Origin of the sequence: Shewanella sp. Choline-02u-19, from assembly GCF_002836205.1 — a bacterium.
Classification (GTDB): Bacteria; Pseudomonadota; Gammaproteobacteria; order Enterobacterales; family Shewanellaceae; genus Shewanella.
This window is the reverse complement of sequence record NZ_PJBE01000013.1, coordinates 2,923,461-2,944,820: the sequence shown is the minus strand read 5'-3', so window position 1 is coordinate 2,944,820 and position 21,360 is coordinate 2,923,461. Positions and strand designations below refer to the sequence as shown.

Annotated in this window: 17 protein-coding genes; 10 read left to right on the top strand and 7 right to left on the bottom strand. The window is 44.4% G+C overall.

Annotation, left to right across the window (positions count from 1 at the left end; all coding sequences use genetic code 11):
* Window positions 1–6: 6 nt before the first annotated feature.
* Both CXF83_RS19485 and CXF83_RS19480 read right to left on the bottom strand, forming a co-directional pair.
* The gene (locus tag CXF83_RS19485) at window positions 7–282 is read right to left on the bottom strand and encodes an NAD(P) transhydrogenase subunit alpha (protein ID WP_101091759.1); all 276 of its coding nucleotides are present in this window, start codon (window positions 280–282) and stop codon (window positions 7–9) included.
* On the bottom strand, window positions 283–1,470 hold the full coding sequence (locus tag CXF83_RS19480) for a Re/Si-specific NAD(P)(+) transhydrogenase subunit alpha (protein WP_101091760.1): 1,188 nt from the start codon (window positions 1,468–1,470) through the stop codon (window positions 283–285). It abuts the gene before it with no gap.
* Between the two features lie 347 nt (window positions 1,471–1,817).
* Here CXF83_RS19480 and CXF83_RS19475 point away from each other — a divergent pair, with 347 nt between their 5' ends.
* The 6 genes from CXF83_RS19475 (at window position 1,818) to CXF83_RS19450 (ending at window position 10,009) form a co-directional block, all read left to right on the top strand.
* Window positions 1,818–3,599 (top strand): assimilatory sulfite reductase (NADPH) flavoprotein subunit, encoded by a 1,782-nt coding sequence (locus CXF83_RS19475; protein ID WP_101091761.1) that lies wholly within the window; start codon window positions 1,818–1,820, stop codon window positions 3,597–3,599.
* A 92-nt stretch (window positions 3,600–3,691) separates the two neighbouring features.
* Window positions 3,692–5,389 carry an assimilatory sulfite reductase (NADPH) hemoprotein subunit gene (gene cysI / locus CXF83_RS19470; RefSeq protein ID WP_101091762.1) on the top strand — a complete coding sequence of 566 codons (1,698 nt, stop codon included), beginning with the start codon at window positions 3,692–3,694 and terminating at the stop codon, window positions 5,387–5,389.
* Window positions 5,382–6,146 (top strand): phosphoadenylyl-sulfate reductase, encoded by a 765-nt coding sequence (locus tag CXF83_RS19465; protein ID WP_101091763.1) that lies wholly within the window; start codon window positions 5,382–5,384, stop codon window positions 6,144–6,146. Before cysI ends, CXF83_RS19465 begins: the two co-directional genes overlap by 8 nt.
* 949 nt (window positions 6,147–7,095) lie before the next feature.
* Window positions 7,096–8,817: a hypothetical protein gene (locus CXF83_RS19460; RefSeq protein ID WP_101091764.1), complete on the top strand. Its 1,722-nt coding sequence runs from the start codon at window positions 7,096–7,098 to the stop codon at window positions 8,815–8,817.
* 99 nt (window positions 8,818–8,916) lie between these two features.
* Complete coding sequence (locus tag CXF83_RS19455; protein ID WP_101091765.1) at window positions 8,917–9,330, top strand: DUF3010 family protein; 414 nt, start codon at window positions 8,917–8,919, stop codon at window positions 9,328–9,330.
* A 166-nt stretch (window positions 9,331–9,496) separates the two neighbouring features.
* Entirely contained in the window at window positions 9,497–10,009 is a 513-nt protein-coding gene (locus CXF83_RS19450) for a peroxiredoxin family protein (RefSeq protein ID WP_101091807.1), read from the top strand.
* A 109-nt stretch (window positions 10,010–10,118) separates the two neighbouring features.
* Here the strand turns inward: CXF83_RS19450 and rpiA are convergent, their stop codons facing one another.
* Window positions 10,119–10,775: a ribose-5-phosphate isomerase RpiA gene (gene rpiA, locus CXF83_RS19445; RefSeq protein ID WP_101091766.1), complete on the bottom strand. Its 657-nt coding sequence runs from the start codon at window positions 10,773–10,775 to the stop codon at window positions 10,119–10,121.
* 243 nt (window positions 10,776–11,018) lie between these two features.
* Between rpiA and CXF83_RS19440 the strand changes: the two genes are divergently transcribed.
* The 4 genes from CXF83_RS19440 to CXF83_RS19425 all read left to right on the top strand — a co-directional run bounded on the left by CXF83_RS19440 (window position 11,019) and on the right by CXF83_RS19425 (window position 15,901).
* A complete protein-coding gene (locus CXF83_RS19440; protein WP_101091767.1) occupies window positions 11,019–11,960 on the top strand; it encodes a DUF808 domain-containing protein in 942 nt (313 codons plus the stop codon).
* Window positions 11,961–11,977: 17 nt separating this feature from the next.
* Window positions 11,978–13,093, top strand: a complete 1,116-nt coding sequence (locus CXF83_RS19435) for an endonuclease/exonuclease/phosphatase family protein (RefSeq protein ID WP_101091768.1) — start codon at window positions 11,978–11,980, stop codon at window positions 13,091–13,093.
* A 216-nt stretch (window positions 13,094–13,309) separates the two neighbouring features.
* Window positions 13,310–15,073 (top strand): alkaline phosphatase D family protein, encoded by a 1,764-nt coding sequence (locus CXF83_RS19430; protein ID WP_101091769.1) that lies wholly within the window; start codon window positions 13,310–13,312, stop codon window positions 15,071–15,073.
* A gap of 267 nt (window positions 15,074–15,340) precedes the next feature.
* Window positions 15,341–15,901 (top strand): phosphoribosyltransferase, encoded by a 561-nt coding sequence (locus CXF83_RS19425; RefSeq protein ID WP_101091770.1) that lies wholly within the window; start codon window positions 15,341–15,343, stop codon window positions 15,899–15,901.
* Between the two features lie 111 nt (window positions 15,902–16,012).
* Here CXF83_RS19425 and pepN read toward each other — a convergent pair whose 3' ends face one another.
* The 4 genes from pepN to CXF83_RS19405 form a co-directional block, all read right to left on the bottom strand.
* Entirely contained in the window at window positions 16,013–18,652 is a 2,640-nt protein-coding gene (pepN, locus tag CXF83_RS19420) for an aminopeptidase N (RefSeq protein WP_101091771.1), read from the bottom strand.
* A 157-nt stretch (window positions 18,653–18,809) separates the two neighbouring features.
* The gene (gene lpoB / locus CXF83_RS19415; RefSeq protein WP_180960974.1) at window positions 18,810–19,403 is read right to left on the bottom strand and encodes a penicillin-binding protein activator LpoB; all 594 of its coding nucleotides are present in this window, start codon (window positions 19,401–19,403) and stop codon (window positions 18,810–18,812) included.
* A gap of 23 nt (window positions 19,404–19,426) precedes the next feature.
* On the bottom strand, window positions 19,427–20,794 hold the full coding sequence (locus tag CXF83_RS19410; protein ID WP_101091773.1) for a COG3014 family protein: 1,368 nt from the start codon (window positions 20,792–20,794) through the stop codon (window positions 19,427–19,429).
* A gap of 258 nt (window positions 20,795–21,052) precedes the next feature.
* The gene (locus tag CXF83_RS19405) at window positions 21,053–21,265 is read right to left on the bottom strand and encodes a SlyX family protein (protein WP_101091774.1); all 213 of its coding nucleotides are present in this window, start codon (window positions 21,263–21,265) and stop codon (window positions 21,053–21,055) included.
* Between the last annotated feature and the right edge of the window lie 95 nt (window positions 21,266–21,360).

Sequence of the window (21,360 nt, the reverse complement as noted above, 5' to 3'; positions counted from 1 at the left end):
AGTGGCTTATTTCCTTTTGAACATAGCTAGCATGCGGTTGGTGACCATATAGCCACCGACAACATTAATCGTGGCAAGTACCACAGCGACAAACCCTAAAACGTTGACCCAAATACCGGCGCCAGAACCTGCTGACAATAGTGCGCCGACGAGTGAGATCCCTGAAATTGCGTTTGAACCTGACATTAACGGAGTATGCAAGGTGGGTGGTACTTTGGTGATGACCTCAACGCCGAGAAATACTGCGACCATAAATAGGGTCAGTAAGAGTAAAATTTCCATTTATTTTTCCTCCGGTGTAGCAGCCGTTATGACAGGCTCCAATGCGGGTAAACCTAATATATCGCGTAAGCGTGCACTGGCGACTTCGCCTTGGTGTGCCACAACGGTATCTCTAACAATTTCATCTTCAAAATCAAGTGTTAAAACACCCTCTTTATCGACAAGCAGTTTAAGTAGATTTTCAATGTTGGTGCCATACATCTGGCTAGCATGGTTGGCCGCGCTACCCGGTACATTGGATGGCCCAAGAATGGTCACACCTTTGTAAACCACTTCTTTATCGACTTCCGTGAGTTCACAGTTACCGCCCGTTTCAGCGGCAAGATCGACAATAATGGTGCCATTCTTCATACCATCAACCATCTCTTTAGTGATCAAGATAGGGGCTTTGCGACCTGGAATAGCGGCAGTGGTAATGACGATATCTTGCTGTGCCAACACGTTTGCCATTGCCTGTTGCTGACGCTTAAGGAAGTCATCAGTTTGCTCTGCAGCGTAACCGCCTTTGGTTTCGGTATTTTCAGTTTCCAAATCGAGTTCAACGGGCTTAGCGCCTACTGAGATGATTTGCTCGCGTGCGGCAGGTCGAATATCGTAAGCTTCAACTACAGCGCCTAAGCGCTTCGCGGTTGCACAAGCCTGTAGGCCTGCAACGCCAACTCCCATAATAAAAGCACGTGCTGGTTTGAGGGTACCTGCGGCTGTCATCATCATTGGGAATATACGTGGAGCTTTATGCGCGGCAAGCAAAACGGCTTTATAACCCGAAATAGTGGCCATTGAAGAGAGAATGTCCATGCTTTGTGCACGCGTGATCCGCGGCACGAGTTCAAGTGCAATCGCAGTCGCTCCCGTTTCGGCAATCGCCTGGGCATTTTCTGGATGCGCAAGTGGGTCCATCATACCGATCACGATTTGATTCGGTTTAATGGTGGCTTTAAGTTCAGCGAGTTGCTCATCTTTAGCATTGACGACAGTAATTACATCCGAGTCGCTCAAGACTTGTTCGCGAGGTGCAATCGTGGCACCTGCTGCAACATAATCTTCATCGGTAAACCCGGCATGACTTCCAGCATCGCTTTCAACAAGCACTTGCACGTTTTTCTTTAGCAGACGAGCCACATTGGCAGGAATAAGTGCAACACGACTTTCTCCAGCATGACTTTCTTTGGGGATACCTAACTTCACAAAGGCTAACCTCTTCGTTGAGGACATTCGTAGGGACAGATGTCATTTTTATTTGTAAGGTCTCATATTGTGGCGACTCTGAATTTAGACACAAGCTGATATTTTTCAATATCGTGTTTACAGTACTGGTCTGACTGAAAAATTTGCGCTAGGCCACACTTTTAAATGGAAGTTTGCTGTCATCAAGCCCACTAAAAGTGAATTCATTCAAATGTCAGTTACTTTTGTAGCTTACTTTTCAACCTTTGTATATTCCAAAATGGAATTAAAAATCATTTTTTATTCTTTTTTACTTTTAGTGAGAGGCGCTAAGCTTGCAAACACTAAACTGATACAGGGCCGTTCTAATGTTGTTAAAAGAGCTTTCATCACTCGCATCACCTTTGTCTTCTGGGCAAGTTGATAAGCTAAAGCAGTTCACCGCTGAATTGAGTGCCGTACAACTTGCGTGGGTTAGTGGCTATTTGGCTGCAACATCTGAACAGGGAACTTCGGTTGTACCACAAGCTAGTGCAGAGCAAATTATGACTATTTTATACGGTAGTCAAACCGGTAATGGTCGTGGCGTGGCATCGGCACTTGCTGAAAAGGCGCAAGCCCAAGGTTATGCGGTTAATTTAGTATCGATGGGTGACTACAAGGCGCGTCAGCTAAAGCAAGAGTCATTATTACTGTTAGTCGTTAGCACTCATGGCGAAGGCGATGCTCCTGATGACGCCATAGAGCTGCACAAGTTCTTAGCCTCAAAGCGTGCACCTAAGTTAGATAATCTTAACTACTCGATATTGGCACTGGGGGATTCAAGTTATGAGTTTTTCTGTCAAACCGGTAAAGATTTCGATGCTCGCCTTACCGCGCTCGGTGCAACATCAATTTCGCCCTTAATTGAATGTGATGTGGATTATGAAGAACACGCAGAAGCGTGGCAAGACAGTGTACTTGAAGCCGTTAAGCCGCTGATCCAAAGTGCTGGTGCCAGTGTGGTGTCAATTGCGAGCACGGCTCAGTCTGTAACCTCTAGCTTTACCAAACAAAAGCCATACGCTGCAGAGCTGCTTGTCAGTCAAAAGCTGACCGGCCGGGATTCCGACCGAGATGTGCGTCACGTTGAAATTGAGCTAGGCGAGTCAGGTATTCATTATCAAGCGGGTGATGCATTAGGAGTGTGGTTTAACAACAGTGCAGCGCTGGTTAATGAGCTGCTTGCGCATTTAAGCCTTAATGGTGATGAGCAGGTCAGCATTGGAAGCAACACGCTTAGCTTGCGTGATGCGCTAATTAATAAAAAAGAGTTAACTCAGCTTTATCCTGGTTTAGTCACAGGTTGGGCTGAATTGAGCCAAAGCCAAGCACTGCTTGATATCAGTGCCGACAAAGTGCTTGTGCGTGAGTATATTAATAACAACCAAGTTGCCGATTTGGTCCATCAGTATCCAGCGAGCGTCAGCGCAGAGCAATTGATTGGCCTGCTTCGTGGTATCACTCCAAGACTTTACTCGATAGCCTCTAGCCAAGCGGAAGTGGAATCGGAAGTTCATCTAACCGTGGCATTAGTTGAAGACGAGCGCGCTGGTGTTGCTCGATTTGGCGGTGCATCTCAATTCCTAGCAAGTGCGGAAGAGGGTCAACAAGTTAATGTCTACGTTGAGCCAAACAATCATTTCCGTCTGCCAGAAAATCCTGATACCCCAGTTATCATGGTAGGTCCGGGTACGGGTGTCGCTCCGTTTAGAGCATTCATGCAGCAACGTTCAGCACAGGGTATTGAAGGCAATGCGTGGTTAATCTTTGGTAACCCCCATTTTGAGCAAGACTTCCTCTACCAAACAGAATGGCAGCAGTACATACAAAGCGGAGAGCTGTCGCGCATTGATTTAGCATTCTCGCGCGACCAAGCCCATAAAGTGTATGTGCAGCATAAAATTATTGAACAAGGTGAGACGCTGTGGCAGTGGCTTGAATCTGGTGCTCATTTATATATTTGTGGCGATGCAGAGCGTATGGCAAAAGATGTTCACCAAGCCTTATTGGATGTGGCCATAAAATTTGGCGGTAAGAGCGCTGAGCAAGCTGAAGATTACCTCGAAGCGCTGCGAGTCGCTAAACGCTACCAAAAAGACGTTTACTAGCTTTTTTGCAGATGACAAAGAACGCATTAATGAGTCGCTGGCAAAACCCAAGTCAGCGCTAAATATAAAAGAATAATAGAGAGTATCTTGCTATGAGTGAGAAAAAGTTAGCTATAAATGAGTATTTAAAGACCGACAGTGATTACCTGCGTGGCACCATTCAAGAAGGTTTGGATACCCTTGTCACCGGTGCTTTTAGTGAAGGCGACCAACAGCTAATTAAATTTCATGGCTTTTATCAGCAAGATGACCGCGATCAGCGTAACGAACGTAAAGAGCAAAAATTAGAGCCGCTTTATAGCTTTATGTTACGTGCACGTGTTGCGGGGGGCGTTTGTTCACCGCAGCAGTGGTTAGCGGTCGATGAGATAGCGTCTAACTTGACCAGCTCTAACAGTATCCGTCTCACTACGCGTCAGACGTTTCAATACCATGGTATTCCAAAGCGTAATTTGAAAACCATCATTCAAGATCTTGATCGAGAAGCATTAGATTCTATCGCTGCTTGTGGTGATGTGAACCGTAATGTGATGTGTAATCCCAATCCGGTGCAGTCTAAGTTACATCAACAAGCTTATGCTTACGCCAAGCAGTTGTCAGATAACATGCTGCCACACACCAAAGCTTACGCAGAGATCTGGTTGGACGATGAAAAGCTAGTGACAACCGAGGGTGAAGTGGTTGAGCCTGTTTACGGTAAAACGTATCTACCGCGTAAGTTTAAAATGGCAGTGGCAGTGCCACCAGATAACGACGTTGATGTGTACACCAATGACCTAGGGTTTATTGCAGTGGCCGAAGATGGCGATCTCGTTGGCTTTAATTTGGTTGCGGGTGGCGGTATGGGAACGACCCACGGTGAAGTGGCGACTTTCCCGCGTTTGGCCGATGACTTTGGTTATATTAAAGCGGAAGATACGCTTAAATTTGCCGAAGCGATAATGACGGTGCAACGTGATTGGGGTAACCGAGAAAATCGTAAGTTGTCGCGCCTTAAATACACCATTGTTAAGCATGGCTACGACACTTTTAAAGCCGAAGTCGAAAAGCGTACTGGCATTAAGTTTCAACCAAAGCGTGATGTTGTTATTGGTGACCGTGGCGACCGATATGGTTGGAAGCAGGGCGTTGATGACAACTGGCATTTAACCCTATTTATTGAAGGTGGCCGTGTTAAAGACTTGCCTGGTCAACCTCTGCAAACTGGGCTTAGAGAGATAGCGAAAATTCACCAAGGTGACTTCCGCATGACGTCTAATCAGAATATTATTATTGCTGGCGTGCCAGCAGCAGATAAAGACAAAGTCGAAGCGTTGGCAAGACAACACGGGTTAATGGGTAAGCTTATTACCGAAACGCGTGGCCGCTCTATTGCGTGTGTCGCGTTACCAACGTGTGCCCTAGCAATGGCTGAGGCTGAGCGATATTTTCCTAGTTTCTTAACCAAAGTTGAAGCGCTGCAAGATAAGCATGGCTTCTTAGATCAAGGCATTGTTATTCGCATGACAGGTTGCCCTAATGGTTGTGCTCGCCCATTTGCAGCAGAAATTGGCTTAGTCGGTAAAGCCCCAGGTCGTTACAACCTCTATCTTGGCGCGAGCTTCGAAGGCACACGACTTAATAAACTCTATCGTGAGAATATTCAGGAAGCTGAAATTCTTGCTGAACTTGATGACTTGTTTGCTCGTTATGTATCAGAGCGAGAAGCAGGTGAAACGTTTGGTAATTATACCGTTCGCAGCGGCGTAGTGGCCGCAGTGCTTGATGCTGCTAAGGATTTCCATGGCTGATCTACAGATTAAATCGGTTATCTCTAAAGAGGCGCTAGCCGCTTTGCTGACCGCGCCAAAAATTGAACAGCAGATTGAGCTTGAAATAGTGAACCGTTTTCTAGATGAGCTAACGCCTGAGCAGCGAGTACGTTGGGCGCTGGAATATCTGCCGGGTAATGCTGCATTATCGTCGAGCTTTGGTATTCAAGCGGCGGTGATGTTGCATATGCTGAGCGCTGAAAAGTCCGATATTCCGGTCATTTTGACTGATACTGGTTACTTATTTACCCAAACGTATCAGTTTATTGATGAATTGACTGAACGGTTGAAGCTCAACCTTAAAGTATATGCTTCGCCGCTAAGTGCTGCTTGGCAAGAAGCCAAGTTTGGTTTTCTTTGGTTGCAAGGCATTGATGGGTTAGATCGCTATAACCAAATCAATAAAGTGGAGCCGATGCAGCGAGCATTGAAGGAGCTTGAAGTGGGAACCTGGTTTGCCGGACTTAGACGTTCGCAATCGAGTACTCGCGAAGCGCTACAAGTGCTAGCGATTCATGGTAAGCGTTATAAAGTGCTGCCGATTATTGAATGGGACAATAAACAGGTACATGAATACTTAACCGCTTTTGACCTGCCTTACCACCCGTTATGGGACCAAGGTTATGTTTCCGTTGGTGATACTCACTCAAGTAAACCGCTTGAAGTGGGAATGACCGAAGAGGAGACCCGATTCAACGGTATTAAACGTGAATGTGGCTTACATTACGATATATAACCCCTAGGCGCGTATGTCGATATTTAGCAGCGCGCCAATGTTCATTTAAGGGGGGCGAAGGGAGAGGTTAAACGCTATTTTTAGCTCTATTTATAAATATTTAATAATATAAATATTAATGCTTTAGGTTATCTTTTACTGCGTTGGATAATAAATTGTACATTTTTATTAACAAGGTTATGCACAGCGGTTTTTTTTAGACTATAGTTCAACGTTCCCGTAGATGGTTTTAGGTAACTGTTCTGTATCAAGCCTATTTAGGCTTAGCAATATTTAGTCTTCCAATGGCTTAGTTTGTAGTTGAGATATTTGTTAATTCTCCTATAAATGAAGCTTCGCTAAATACTGCAGACAGAGCCGTCAGTAACCAAACAAACCAAGCTCAGTTTCGCTCACCATTAGGTGGCTTTATTGAGTGCTTAGGTTGACTTGCTAGCGCCTGTTTATCCAAGCAAACAGCCCCCAGGTAGTCTGTTTAGGCTGCCTGGGGTTTATCACTTATTTTGTGCTGTTAATGTCTCTTTTAATGTGTCCCCCCTTACTGCAAGGGCCTCATTTGCCCTGCCGACTTACCTCCTTCCCTCTATCTCCCCTTTAGTCATTGGGCTATTTATCAGTAAAAAGGTCGTAATAGGGCTATCGATGCTTGCCAAATGTCTCGATATTAAATCAATCGTTTAAGTTGCCTGCTCTGCGTTAGTGATATTGAAAAAAGGGAGCAAGCATTATCGCAATCACAGCCTTGTTCAGCGCCGATCTTACAGGAACTCTGAAACAAGCATGTTGAAGTGGCTTGGGTATATAACTCAGTCAATAATGATGTAATATACCCCGCGAAGTTATTAATATAATGAGTAAGTTATTGCTTGCTAGGCTTAGCTTGCAGTGACAGAGTTAAAACAAAAGCGTCAATGACTGGATTGATGGAATTATTAAATGGAGTTTTTAAATGAATAAGATGCTAGTTGCTGCCTTAGTGGCGGTTGGTGCTGGTGGGTATTGGTACAGTCAGCAAGATGCTGAAGTATCGGCGAGTGATAACGCTGTAATGGCTTATATTCCGGCTGATACGCCTATATTTTCTGGACAGTTGCAGCCATTTCCGATCAAGTCATATATCGATTCTCTTTCTGATGCCTACAAGCAATCAGGTGCAAACTCGCTGGGCGAGTGGGAAACGGAAGAAGATCCACGTGCGCAGTTTTTTCTCAGTCTAACGAAGTCGTATTTAGCTGCAATGAAAGATGGTGATACTTTCATTAGTACATTTGGTCTTGCTGAAAATATCCGTAGTTACTTTTATACCCTAGGCGTAATGCCTGTACTTAAGATTGAAGTGGCCAACGAAGATGCGATTTGGACATTGCTGGATAAAGCAGAAGCCGAGAGTGGCTTAACGCATGTGCCCGCTCAATTAAAAGGGGTTAATTACCGTAGCTATCCGCTGCTTGATGGCACTGAAGATGAACAGATAAATCTGGTTATAGCGGTACATGACTCAATGTTAACGATGACACTAGACGCCTCGTTTAGTGAGCCCGTATTACTGGAAACTGCACTGGCAGTTACGCCCGTTGAACGCTCGATTGTCGACGCTAAGATTATTGAAGATATCATTGCTAAACATGGTTTTACCAATGAAGGTATCAGTTATATTAATCATCAAGAGATAGTCAAAGCATTCACTAGCACTGATGGTAATCAACTGGCGCGTCAGCTAACTAAGTTATTTGCAATGGCTGAAGAAGACCCTTTTGCAGAGCTTAGATCGCCAGCGTGTGACCAAGAGTTGTCGGCAATAGCCGCAAATTGGCCGCGCACGGTTGCCGGTTATGATCAAATAGATATCACCAGTAGTGAAAGCTCACTGAGTTATAGAGTGGTTTTTGAAAGTAAGAACCAGATTATGCTCAATGCATATCAACAGATGCGCGGTTATATTCCTGCATATGTACAAGATATTGATAACAGCGTTGCGACTCTTGGGCTTGGCATAGATATTAACCAAATGGTGCCATCTTTACAGGCCATTTGGGACGAAATGTTAACGCCAGAGTATCAGTGTGGTCCATTGCAAGAGATGCAAGCGGAAATGAGTCAACAAAGCCCAGGTATGCTTGGCATGTTTACTGGAATGGCTAATGGAGTCAAAGGTGTCGGTGTGTCAGTGATTGACTATAAAATCAATGATGATATTGACTCTCCTGAACTCGAAAGCTTAGATGCCGTGATGACCTTGTCTGCCGAAAACCCAGAAATGTTGTTTAATATGGTTAAGCCATTTGCTCCAGAACTCGCTAATATTCAACTGCCGACAGATGGCAGTGCGATTATTTTGAACGATGTATTGCCCATGCCACCAGAGATGAAAGTCACCGCCAAGTTGGCAGTGAAGGGCAACCATTTGGTGTTGTTCTTCGGTGATAAGGGTGAAGCCGTTGCTAATACGCTGAGCTCTGAAGCTTTGGCCAGCAATGGTCTGCTGACAATGTCTGCAGACTATATGAAAATGTTTGCGCCCTTGCTTAAGTTTATTGAGCTCACTGGAGAGCCTATTCCAGAGGAGTTCAAGGCGATGAAAGATTATGACATGCGCGTTAAAGTTGAGCTTGATGTGGATGATAAAGGTATCGTTATTGATTCATCGGTGAATTCACGTGCGAGCAAGTAACCTTTAAAATAGCGTTTAACGCACTGATAAAACGCCAGTTTATAAAAACTGGCGTTTTTATTTCCATCTTAAAGATAATGTCGATTCAGGAGAATTAGTTTGATTATTGCAGGACTCTTTTTAAAAGCTAATGAGGTCAGAGTAGTGACTCTCACTGGTGAGCGTATAAGCCATAGTGTGATCGCGCCTAAAGTGACTAAATTTGCTTTGTTGAAAAACCCGACTCAAGCAGATGTGGTTGCATTTATAGCGCAGATTAATGGTCATGTTAGTGAGCATGCTATTGATAAGTTGGTGCTAAATAGACGTGCGACCACAGGGCAAGGTGCGGGAGGTGCGGGAACATTTTTGATGGAAGGGGCGATTCTGGCAACATGTGCTTGTGAGGTGGAGTTTATTCACCCCGCGACATTACGTGCGTCAGACAAGAAGCATAATGAGCTTAAAAACTGTCGTCCTAAGACGGTTGATTTGGGTAAGGCCTACGATTTAGCATTTGAATGTTTAAGCTAAAGCTTGCTGGTCACTTAAGGTGATCTATTTAGTTCTACGCACGTATTAGTGGTATAACAGTGAAAGGCGACACAGGGAAACTTAGGTGAAAACAATGATTAAAACAGTGATTAAGAAAACGTCAAAGATGCTTTTAGCTGCAGCGTTACTTTTACCATTGAGTGCAATGGCAACCGATTTGAAGGTGGGTGATACCGCACCAAACTTTAAGTTACAAGCCACAGATGGACACTTCTATCAGCTGAGTGATTATAAAGGTAAGCAAACGTTAGTATTGGCATGGTATCCAATGGCTAACACCCATGGTTGCACACTAGAATGTAAATCGTTGGTGCAAAAAGGACATCTTATTCGCGAGTACAAAGCGGTATACATGATGGCCAGCGTTGACGACCTTGAAGATAACCAAGCGTTTGCTAAAGAACAGAAAGCAGACTTTCCAATGTTAAGCGATCCGACCAAAGAAACCGCTAAAGCTTACGATGTGCTTAATTTTGTGCGCGTTGCCAGCCGGGTGACTTTTTATATCGGTGAAGATGGCAAAATCTTAAAAATTGATGATGATATCAATGCTGAAACTGCCGCTGAAGATATTGCTGCAACGTTAAAGGCACTTGAGATTGACAAGGTAGTTGAAGATGAGTCTGTTAGCGATGGCGAAACAGCTCAAGTAGAGTGATCTGCAAATAGCTAATACTGAATCAAAAAAGCCACAATACAAATAATGTATTGTGGCTTTTTTAGCGGTGCAAAATAGTGCTTAGTGACAGCAAAAGACAGTCGCCAATCTATTTGATGGTTTTAACCCCTTCAGGGGTACCGACTAACAGCACATCAGCGCCGCGCATGGCGAATAAACCATTAGTCACAACACCCACAATAGCGTTGATATTAGTTTCAAGCTCTTTTGGATTGATGATCTTCATATTGTAGACATCTAAGATAATGTTACCGTTATCAGTGACTACGCCTTCACGATAAACAGGATCGCCACCAAGCTTCACCAGCTGACGTGCTACGTATGAACGTGCCATTGGGATAACTTCAATAGGCAATGGGAATTCACCTAAGATATCAACTTGCTTAGTATTATCGACAATACAGATGAACTTTTCAGCCACTGCCGCAACAATCTTCTCGCGAGTCAATGCCGCACCACCGCCCTTAATCATGTCCATATGGGCGTTGATTTCATCGGCGCCGTCGACGTAAACGGAGAGTTCATCGACACTGTTTAGATCATATACTGGAATACCAAGTGCTTTCATTTTTTCAGTAGAGGCTTCAGAGCTTGATGTAGCGCCGTCGATCTCTGCTTTCATTGTCGCGAGTGCGTCAATAAAGTGATTCACGGTAGAGCCAGTGCCTACACCCACAATGCTATCTTTCTCTACATACTTAAGTGCTGCCCAAGCGGCGGCTTTTTTCATTTCATCTTGAGTCATAACGAAATCCTATTTAAAAGCAAAGGTTAAAAATATTGGCGATAGTATACGCTTTAAACTAAAGCGTGTCTGAAATTTGCTTTTAAAGTGACAAGCTGGCGATATCATGATTAGCTTGGCTCAACAGATAAAAATTAGATTAAAAAGCGCTTAGGCTAATTTACCGTTGGCAGGCAATGAGCATTGATAAGCACTCATCTACATCGGTTTTTCGTTCAGGTAACGCTATTAAAAGGAGTTTGTATGGCTGGGGCAAGTTTATTAACCTTATTAGATGATATCGCCACTATTTTGGATGATGTTGCCTTAATGAGTAAGGTGGCGGCGCGTAAAACTGCCGGGGTGCTCGGGGATGATTTAGCCTTAAATGCGCAGCAAGTCACTGGTGTTTCAGCGGATAGAGAGTTGCCAGTAGTATGGGCTGTAGCCGTAGGGTCTTTTAAAAATAAATGCATTTTGGTTCCTGCTGCAATGCTCATTAGCGCTTTTATTCCTTGGGCGGTAACCCCTTTATTGATGTTCGGTGGTTTGTTTTTATGCTTTGAAGGTTTTGAGAAAATTTACCATAGTTACCAAGTGAAGAAGCAGCCTAACGTCATCAATGAACAACCAGACGAAGTGATTGGCGATCTCAAAGCGTACGAAAAGAAAAAAGTGAAAGGCGCCATTAGGACTGATTTTGTGCTTTCTGCGGAGATTATCGCTATTACGCTTGGTATTGTTGCTGAAAAAGGCTTAATAACTCAGTTTTTCACCTTGAGTGTCATCGCGATTGTGATGACCATCGGTGTTTATGGGTTAGTTGCCGGTATTGTCAAAATTGATGATGCGGGCTTGTATTTAAGTCAACGCCAAGGAGAGAGCTTAGCGGCTCGAGTTAAACGCCGTTTAGGGCATATATTGCTGAGCTCTGCGCCTTATTTAATGAAAACCCTGTCCGTTGTCGGCACCATCGCCATGTTTATGGTCGGTGGCGGTATATTAACTCACGGGCTGCACTGGGTAAGCGATAAGATCAGCCACGTAGCGACCTGGGTTGAGGGTCTGTCTGTGGTCGGCCCAACGCTATCATTTATCACGCCGAGTATTTTAAATTCTATTTTTGGTGTGGTTGCAGGTGCCATCGCCGTTATGTTGCTGCAACTGGTCCTCAAATTGAAAAGCGATAAACCGGTTAATCATTAAAGACGGTTATTTAAGGAATGATCTTGTTGGAAACAAACATAGAGCAAGTCGCGCTAACGCCTTTTAAAGTAAAGGTCGCGAGTTTCAATCTGTTTAATTACGTTGAACCTCCACTGGCTTATTATGATTTTGAAAATATCTACACCAGTGAGCAATGGGTAAAGAAACAGCGCTGGTTGCATGATTTTTTGTCTGAGCAGCAACCCGACATTATTGGGTTTCAAGAGGTCTTTTCAGCATCTGCACTTGCAGAACAAGTTCGTGATGCTGGCTTAAGCCATTTTGCAGTAATGGACAAGCCTAGCGTTGTTGATGATTTTATCTGCCGCGACCCGGTTGTCGCAATCGCCTCTAAATTCGCTTTTGAAGAGGTAGTTTCGATTGAGGTCGATAAACCTTATGCTGAAGGGCTTGGACTCGAAAGTGAGTTTAACTACAGCCGTAAGCCACTGCGAGTGACTGTGGTGCTGCCTGATATCGGTCACTGCGACATTTACGTGGTACATTTTAAATCTAAACGGCCATCGGTGGATGAACTTCCCCCGCCTAAAACCGCTACTGAAGGTCAAGCAACTCAAACAAATCGAGCTAATCGAGCCAATTATGGCGAGTTACTGGGGCGTAATGTGTTGGGGCAGTGGGCGTCAAGTATCCAACGAGGTAGTGAAGCGGCATTACTGTTTCATAGCATGATGCAGCGTCGAGTAGAGACTCAGAATGCGATGATGTTAATGGGAGACTTTAATGACGACCTTAACAATCAGGTACTTTCCTTTTTAACCACCAAAGAGTTAAGGTTTGAGAAAGATGGCTTGGGTGAGCTTGCAAGTTACCCGCTAACCGATGCTTATCAGTTGTATTGCCAAAGTGTATCAGCCGCGATTGATAAGCAAACTCCTGACGAGGAAATGCCCCTCAGCCAAAGACAACCGACGCACTATTACGGTGCTCAAGGCAATGTGCTCGACTACATCTTACTGTCACAAGACTTCAATCCCGCTTTTCACACTAGCACTGCTGAGGTGAGCCATTACCATACTGAAGATCGTCATTTAATCAATCCTCAATATGATCGAGATAGCCACAGTACCGATCATGCTCCAGTGGTATGTACTCTCTGTTCACGTCGATAACCTATTATTATCAATTATATAGCGGTAACACCTTCGCTATCTCTTCTTTCTGAGTTTGCTGTTTGATTGAGTTCTACAGCAATGAAGACCTGTTTAAGAATCTCCTTAACAAATACTTTACCAAATTGTCACGTATGTGTAATAGTAGCGGTTTACCATCTCGACTCATTAGACCTCGTACCACTAAAATAGAATAATATTAAGGGAATAATAATAATGAAACGACCTTTTTCACGAAGAGATTTTTTAGCCATATCAGCCAAAGGCGTTGGCGCTGCCGTAGTTTCTTATGGCTTGATGGGCTGTAGTAGCGACGATGATGAATATGTGATCCCAGCAGAATTTTTACACGGTGTGGCCAGTGGCGATCCAAGCCACGATGCTGTCATTCTATGGAGCAGAGTGACGCCTCTGTCTGCGGGCGACATTAAGGTGACTTGGGAGGTCGCGACCGATAGTGCCTTTACTCAAGTGATCACTAACGGTGAAATGATCACCAATAGCGACAGAGACTACACCGTTAAAATTGATGCCATGGGGCTTGAAGCGGGAACTCAATATTACTATCGCTTCAAGGCTGGCAAAAATATGTCACCGCCAGGAATGGCTAAAACTTTGCCACAAGGTGCGTTAGCGCAAGCCAAGTTTGCGGTGCTTTCTTGTGCTAACTTCCCAGCGGGCTATTTCAACGTCTATGAGATGGCGTCGAGAATGGATGACTTAGATGCGGTTATTCATCTGGGGGATTATATTTATGAGTATGCGCGTGGTGAGTATGCCAGTGAGCGTGCTGCTGAATTTGGCCGCGAAGTGCTACCAGAAGGAGAGCTGTTTAGCTTATCGGACTACCGCATTCGCTATAGCCAATATCGCAGTGATTTGAGTTTGCAAAAGCTGCATGCCAAAACGGCCTTTATTACTGTTTGGGATGACCACGAAGTTGCCAATGATAGCTGGCGTGAAGGCGCAGAAAACCATAACGACAATGAAGGTGATTTTGATGCGCGTAAAGAAGGGGCCTTGCAAGCCTACTTTGAATGGTTGCCAATCCGCCCTTGGCGCGAAGGCAATCATGAAGAGATCTATCGCAGCTTTCAGTTTGGCGATCTCGTAGACTTACATATGCTCGACACTCGTCTATTAGGGCGAGATAAGCCGCTTGAATATCCGGACTATATGGATCCTGCTACCGGCGGACTCGACGGCGCACGTTTTATGGCTGATGTCACCGACACTAACCGCACGATGTTGGGACAAGAGCAGCAAACATGGTTGCAATCAACACTACTAACCTCAACGGCTAAATGGCAAGTGCTTGGGCAGCAAGTGTTAATGGGGCAGATGATGTTACCTGCTGCTATCGCCACGCAGCAATTGTCTATTCCAGAGTTTGGTCAACTGGCAGCGCTAGCAAAAATAGCCGCCAGAGCACAGGCAGGCGATCCAACCTTGTCTGCAGATGAACTTAAATATCTACAGTTTTATGGACACAAGTTGACGCCAGAGGCGATGGCGTTACTGCAACTACCCGCAATACCTTATAACCTAGATGCATGGGATGGCTATGCCTATGAGCGAGAGGTCATACTGGCGACGGCAAAATCGCTGGCTAAAAACCTCGTCGTGATTGCCGGTGATACTCATAATGCTTGGGCAAATGAACTTAAAGATGCAGCGGGCGATGCGGTCGGTGTTGAATTTGCAACAAGCTCAGTATCATCGCCAGGATTGGAGTATTACTTGGGTATTGATGCTAAGGATATTCCCGCGACTGAAGAGGCGATTATCGGTTTAGTTGATAACTTGAAGTATGCCAACTTAATGAATCGCGGCTTACTCACGCTAACCTTCACTCATGAAGAAGTACGTAGTGATTGGCGTTATGTCGATACCATTGTTAGTCGTGGTTTTGTTGAAGATACTGAGCGTAACCATTCTATGGTGACCAAAGCGGGGACACCAAGCTTAACAGCCGTATAGATCGGCTTTTAACAAGGTTAAACTCAACGGCTACCCATTGGTAGCCGTTTTTGTTTTTGTGTTCAAGCCACAAGTTTGCTGCATTTTTGCAGCATTAATCCTGATTTTAGTATAAAATTTGCCTCCAAAATCGGGTGGGTGCCTACACTTTAAACAGTTGAGCGGCGAGATCGCTAGCAAGGTGCTATTTCAGAGTTTGGAATAGTGATCATCAGCTGCATTTTGAGACCCAAAATAAGATAACTATACCAAGATGGGGACGGTCAGATGTCAGAGAAATGCTTTATTACGGCGCAAGAATTACTAGAAGATTCTTTTCGTTTAGCGGCACAAGTTTATGAAAGTGGATTTCGCCCGCAGTTTATTGTGGGTATTTGGCGTGGTGGCGCGCCAATCGGTATCGCCGTGCAAGAGTTTTTTGACTTTAAAAAAGTAGAAACTGACCATATTGCAGTGCGTACGTCCTCTTACTACGGAATTAACCAACAAAGTAAGCAGATTAAAGTACACGGTTTGCACTATATTGTTGAAAATGCCAATGCTGGCGACGGTCTGTTAATTGTTGACGACGTGTTTGATTCAGGCCGCAGTATCCATGCACTTAAAGAGAAGTTAAGTGAATTGATGCGTTTCAATATGCCTAAAGATGTGCGCATTGCTTGCCCATATTTCAAGCCTAAAAACACTACGGTGCCGTTAAAGCCTGACTACTATATTCATGAATCTGAAGAGTGGTTGGTTTTCCCTCATGAAGTTTCTGGCCTTTCAGCACAAGAGATTGCAGAAGGTAAAGGCGACTTAAAGAACATTAGAGAGTTGTTTATTTAAGCCTTTCACTAACTCACTTAATCAATTAAATATGATTAAGTGAGTCGATGTAACGTAAAAGCCACCGCGAAGGTGGCTTTTTTGTGATTCGAGATAATTGTTTCTTTACTATTATCGGCTCATTTTAGAGGTTATCAACAGGCACTTTTCCTCCTGTTGAATGGCTTCTTTTAGTGCCCGCAGGGTGCCGTCAGACAGCTGTTCACTGTTGCTCTGCAAGTGTTGTAATGCACTGACATTGCCATAGCTGCAATCCGTTGGGATTAAGTCTTTTGCGTAACTGCGCATAAATACTGGGCCTTTGTCTTGGTCCAACTGCGCCAGTGTGGTTAGTCGCTGCTCTGCAGTGACGGCGCTGAGAGACTTTTGTTCACTGGGATACAGGTTATCCATAATGGTACGTTGCTTGGAGAAGGGGAGATTGGTGTCTTGCTGAATGCGGGTTAACCACTGACGCTTTTTGAGTGCATCTGGGCGGGATACTTCAGCGGCAAGTGCTGATTTCTGGCCCGAATCACTGCTATCCAGTTCACGTTCCTTACGTAGCCAGTACATCGCACTCGGGTGGTCATAGCGGTTTAAATGGCTAATCATCATCCAACGAAGATCTTGATCCAAGGTTAAGCCTTTAATACTGGCTTTATTATTCAGCAAGGCATCAATGTTATTGAGCGCATCTTGGCTTCGTGCAAACGCGATATAATTGGCAAACCAACGTCGCTGAAAATCACGATTTTGACTATTTATCATCACCTTTCTAAGGCTCATTTGCTCAATAGCTCGGATAGCTTTTTGTGCATAACGTTGGTTTATTGGAGCCATCTTGTCGAGATAGATGCGCGTCTTAGATAAGCTTGAAAGCACCTGACCTACAATGGTGTAATCAATTTCCCCCGGTAAATTTACCAGTACTGTGCCGATATAATCGTTCAGTGAAAGGCTGCCATCTTCCACGCTATCCCACAAGCTTTGCCAAAGCATAGAGCGTAATAGTGGATCTTTTACTAAGCGTAAACTTTGTTTTGCGGTGTTGAATGATACTGGGTCTAAATTAACTTTTACAAAGCCCCAATCTTGATAATTGGGATAGACCAGATCAGGGCAATAAAGGCCCACAAGACTGGTGACATTGGTGGTGCTGCCACTATAAGTCACTGGCATACTGATATTGTGATGCAGTCGGTTACGGCCTTTAGTAAATAAGCCTATTTGAACGTGCTGCTCACGTAATGTCGGTAGCGCGTCGCTTGCAGCTGTCTGATTAAGACTAAACTGTGTGATGCGACCATTTTCACAACTAAAGCTGGCTTGGATACTGTTAACCCCGGCTTCATAAAGCCATTGCTGACTCCAAGTGGTGAGATTTTTATTGGCCGCCTTGCCTAAGCTTTTAATAAAATCATTTAGCTCAGCATTCTGATAACTGTATTGAGTGAGGTAATTTCGCACTCCAGTTTGAAAGGCTTTTTCACCCAATAGATGATTCAGTTGTTTGAGGGCTGAAGCGCCTTTCGAATAGGTAATTGCGTCGATATTATCAAAAGCATTTTGTGTGGTGGCGACGGGGACTTCAATAGGGTGAGTGCTAGCTTGGCTATCTAAATGATAAGCACTCTGTTTATTGTTGGCATAAAAGCTGCGCCAAGCATGGGTGAATTCAGTGGCTTCTGCGGTGGCAATAGTGCCCATAAAGGAGGCGAAACTTTCATTTAGCCACAAACCATTCCACCATTTCATGGTGACGAGATTACCAAACCACTGATGTGCCATCTCATGCATAATCACGCCTGCTAGACGTTGCTTTTGCGTTGCGGTCATTTCGGTATTAAACAGAAAACGACTTTCGCTGAAGGTAATTGCTGCGGCATTCTCCATCGCGCCATAGAGAAAGTCGGGCACCAGCACTTGGTCATACTTTTTAAACGGGTAGGGGATCCCAAAGTACTCATCAAAAAATGTAAGTCCCTGCTGAGTATAAGTAAACCAGTCTTGTGGTGTGACTTGGTCTACAACAGATTGCCGCGCAAATAAACGGAGCGGGTACTTGCCACTGTTATCTGTCCACTGATGATATGGGCCGGCATGCATTGAGAAGTTATAAGGGCTCAACTTAGGGGATTGAGGAAAGCGCCATTGGCGGGTATCGCCCTGTTCTGTTGTTGAAGATTCTCGCATCGCACTGATGACCGTCCACTCTTTTGGCGCGGTGACCGACAAAGTGTAGGTCGCTTTAAGATCTGGCTGGTCAAAGACGGCAAACATCTGTTGGGCTGCGGCGGGTTCAAAGTGGGAGTAAAGATAGACTTTGTCGTCAACCGGATCGACAAAGCGATGCAGCCCCTCGCCGTTGGTGCTATGCGCACGGGTGAATTGAACTTCAACGGTGTTGCGGCCACTGACTAACAATCCTGGATTAAGGGTTATATAACGGTTGTTATAGTTTGGATAAACCTTTTTGCCATTAATACTAAAGTGGCTAATGGTTGCTTGATTGAGATCGAGTGTGAGCGCTTTATTGGTATCACTGAGGTTAAAGTTAACGTTAGTGGTTGCAGAGAATGTCGTGCCCCCCGTTAAAGTAAAGTCCAAATCATAATGCACATCAGACACTCTAGCGGAGCGCTGTGCTGCAGATTGTTGACTAATGTAGGCAGAAGCATCTCGCGTCGATATTGGCTCTCGAGGCGTTGAATTACATGCAGCAAGTACAACAGATATTACAATAACGACAGCAGTATGAAGCAGGTTCAAAACAGCATCCTTTTAATAAGCGATTTAGTGCCAATAGCAACAAGCTGCATACGGTACCTTATTTCAGCGATACGCTGAAGTTAAAATCACCTTGTTGAGCCATTAAAAAAGCCAGCGAGATGCTGGCTTTATTCGGTTGTGCAGTGCTAACTAAGCATTACATGCCTAGGAAAGACTTAGACTTAACTTTGCGGATCTCTTTTTCATCAGACCATTCAATAAGGCCTGTTTCCAAATCCATTAAACGCATGGTCATCTTGTAGTAAACATCTTTAGTGCTGCCATCTTCTTTTACGATGCTAGATAGGTTGCCGTAAAGCATGTACTGCGCGCCAATTTGACGGCCAAAGCTAATGGCTGTTGATGGGTCAACCATACCTGAATTATTTTGATAATCTAGTTGCTTACGTACCGAGTCAACTTTAGTCATATCGATAAAGCGGAACTTGCCAGAGCGTAATAGTTTATTGCTAATGGAGTCAGTAACCGATTCCGTATCAATATGCTCAGAGGTTTTGTTCTTAATTTTATCAACAAACATAATCGGACGGTCGTTAGCGGTCATCGCAACAACAGGTGGGAAGGTCAACATGCTATCAACCATTTTAGCGGCAATAGCCTGTAGATCGGTTGAGCCAAAGTTTTCGTTGACGGTTTCCACTTCCGTGGCATCACCGTATTCAACTTTTGATTGGCACGCCGACAAGCCGATGACTGCCGCGAGAATAAAAATAACTTTTAAATGTTTCATAGTGAGTTCCATACAAGTGATTGCTAAATTATTATTGAATAAAAACGGGTGTAATTGCCAGTATCAATGACCCAAATGAGTGTGGTTCGGCCACTTTTTACCTCAATAGAGCTCGGTGCTGCATTATCGAGCTTAACGGAGTAGTTACCTGCCTTTATGTAAGTGCGGGCAATTTGTGCTTGTTCTGGCAAGGTTAGCCAGCTACGTCTGTCGGCTTGCTCGGTGACGACGTTAAATATTTGCATTGCAATTGAAGCATAATCCGTTTGATTGTTGCGTCGTTTGCTACTGCTTTCTACGCTTTGTGCCATCTCTGATTTTGCATAAACTCGTGCGGCTTGTCTTATCAGTGCGGCAGGTAAGTCTTCTTTTAGTGCTGTAATCGCTAATGCATCAATATTGGCAATAGGCGCTGCAACTAGAACGGTTCCCAGACCTTGTATACGACCCGCTCTTACCGTTTGCTTCGTTGGGAAGTAGGTGGCGAGTGAAGCGGTTTGCCAGTTACCATGTATCGTAAAAGGCACGGTTAGGCTTTTCTTTTCAGGTACAAAGCCACGCTCCAACATCACGATAACTTGTCCTTCTTCCTTTTTTTGCGATATGGCGTCGCCCCAGCGTTTTTTAAACTCGTCGTACTGTGGCATCGACAATTGCTTAGCGAGTCTGACTAAATCTTTTTGTAAGTATGGGTTGTTTGGCGATATTTGCGCTGCTTTACGGTAGTCGATATAAGCGTCATTAGGTTCACCTAAGATCTCATGCAACATACCAGTGGTGTAGTAGCTATAGGCATTTAAAAATGAGCTAGTGGTACTTCCCGCTGCTTTACCGAGTTTATTGACTTCGGCGTCTATGGTGCCATTAGCCATTGCTTGCACTGACTTGTTGGACTTTTGATAGCGTGCTTGCTCTGAACTTTGCAGCTCGTTACTGCGACGAACTTCCACTAATGCACCTTCAGCGTCACCACTGAATAGATAGTTAAGCGCTTGATACTGGTGGAGCATGACTCGCTCATAACCCGGACCTCGGTAGGGGATCACGTTGTCATTAATAAAGAGGCTGGTGGCGGTGGCTCCCGCATCGCTTAAGCTGAGCTTAGCCTTATCATCAAACACTCGATAAGCATTGGCCGCTTGTTGATAGAATGTTTTACTGCCTTCAAAATCGCCCGCTATTTGTGCCGAGCGTCCAGCTTCTTGTGCGTACAGTAAGCCATCGGCACTGGTCACTTCTGATTCCACAATCTTTGCCGCTTGCTGAGGCATTGCAGAATTGAGCTGCGCTTTTACGGGGGCTATCTGAGAAGGGTAGTTAATGAATACGCTGTTAAATGCACATCCACTTAGACTTAGCATCATGGTTGTCAGTAAGAATAAACGTCTCATGCTAACGTCTCGATATAGTGTGCTATTTGCATTGGCTTCCTTGTTTGCTCTGGAGAATGGACCGAGCACTAAAATGCAGTATAAATGATAAAATCAATCTGATAAGAGAATGTATATATATTTACAAAGTTTCATTTATAGCAGCGCACTTTTAACATATCGAATCTGAACGTAACATGAATGCATAACGACTATTACCGTTTAAATATAGCAAGAATTTAAGCTGTTAATCTAGTCGTTGTCGTTATCCATTTGTCACTAGAAGTGTGGCGGTGGTGTTTCGTCTGCTTGGGATGCCATATTACTCGGTTCAGCTGATTGTAATTTATTGAGTAATAAACGTAACTGCTCCTGCTGTATTGCAACCACATCATTTAGCTTGATGAGTTGTTGATTGAGCTCCTCGATGGTGCCGTCTTGGAATGCCAATTTCATCTCTAACTCTTCAATTCTGTGTTCTATATTATCCACGTTTACCTCTGATGGATGGGCAAATGCTCATTGCACTTACTGTTGATTATCGTTAGTTGAAGCAGAGTATACAACGGCTCCGTATATTTGGGGAT

Excerpts from the sequence above, each read along its gene's own strand:
- CXF83_RS19425 (WP_101091770.1), top strand. The coding sequence starts at position 15,341 with ATGTCAGAGAAATGCTTTATTACGGCGCAAGAATTACTAGAAGATTCT.
- CXF83_RS19465 (WP_101091763.1), top strand. The coding sequence starts at position 5,382 with ATGGCTGATCTACAGATTAAATCGGTTATCTCTAAAGAGGCGCTAGCC.
- CXF83_RS19460 (WP_101091764.1), top strand. The coding sequence starts at position 7,096 with ATGAATAAGATGCTAGTTGCTGCCTTAGTGGCGGTTGGTGCTGGTGGG.
- CXF83_RS19485 (WP_101091759.1), bottom strand. The coding sequence starts at position 282 with ATGGAAATTTTACTCTTACTGACCCTATTTATGGTCGCAGTATTTCTC.
- CXF83_RS19475 (WP_101091761.1), top strand. The coding sequence starts at position 1,818 with ATGTTGTTAAAAGAGCTTTCATCACTCGCATCACCTTTGTCTTCTGGG.
- CXF83_RS19430 (WP_101091769.1), top strand. The coding sequence starts at position 13,310 with ATGAAACGACCTTTTTCACGAAGAGATTTTTTAGCCATATCAGCCAAA.
- cysI (WP_101091762.1), top strand. The coding sequence starts at position 3,692 with ATGAGTGAGAAAAAGTTAGCTATAAATGAGTATTTAAAGACCGACAGT.
- CXF83_RS19435 (WP_101091768.1), top strand. The coding sequence starts at position 11,978 with ATGATCTTGTTGGAAACAAACATAGAGCAAGTCGCGCTAACGCCTTTT.
- CXF83_RS19450 (WP_101091807.1), top strand. The coding sequence starts at position 9,497 with ATGGCAACCGATTTGAAGGTGGGTGATACCGCACCAAACTTTAAGTTA.
- CXF83_RS19440 (WP_101091767.1), top strand. The coding sequence starts at position 11,019 with ATGGCTGGGGCAAGTTTATTAACCTTATTAGATGATATCGCCACTATT.
- CXF83_RS19410 (WP_101091773.1), bottom strand. The coding sequence starts at position 20,794 with ATGAGACGTTTATTCTTACTGACAACCATGATGCTAAGTCTAAGTGGA.
- rpiA (WP_101091766.1), bottom strand. The coding sequence starts at position 10,775 with ATGACTCAAGATGAAATGAAAAAAGCCGCCGCTTGGGCAGCACTTAAG.
- lpoB (WP_180960974.1), bottom strand. The coding sequence starts at position 19,403 with ATGAAACATTTAAAAGTTATTTTTATTCTCGCGGCAGTCATCGGCTTG.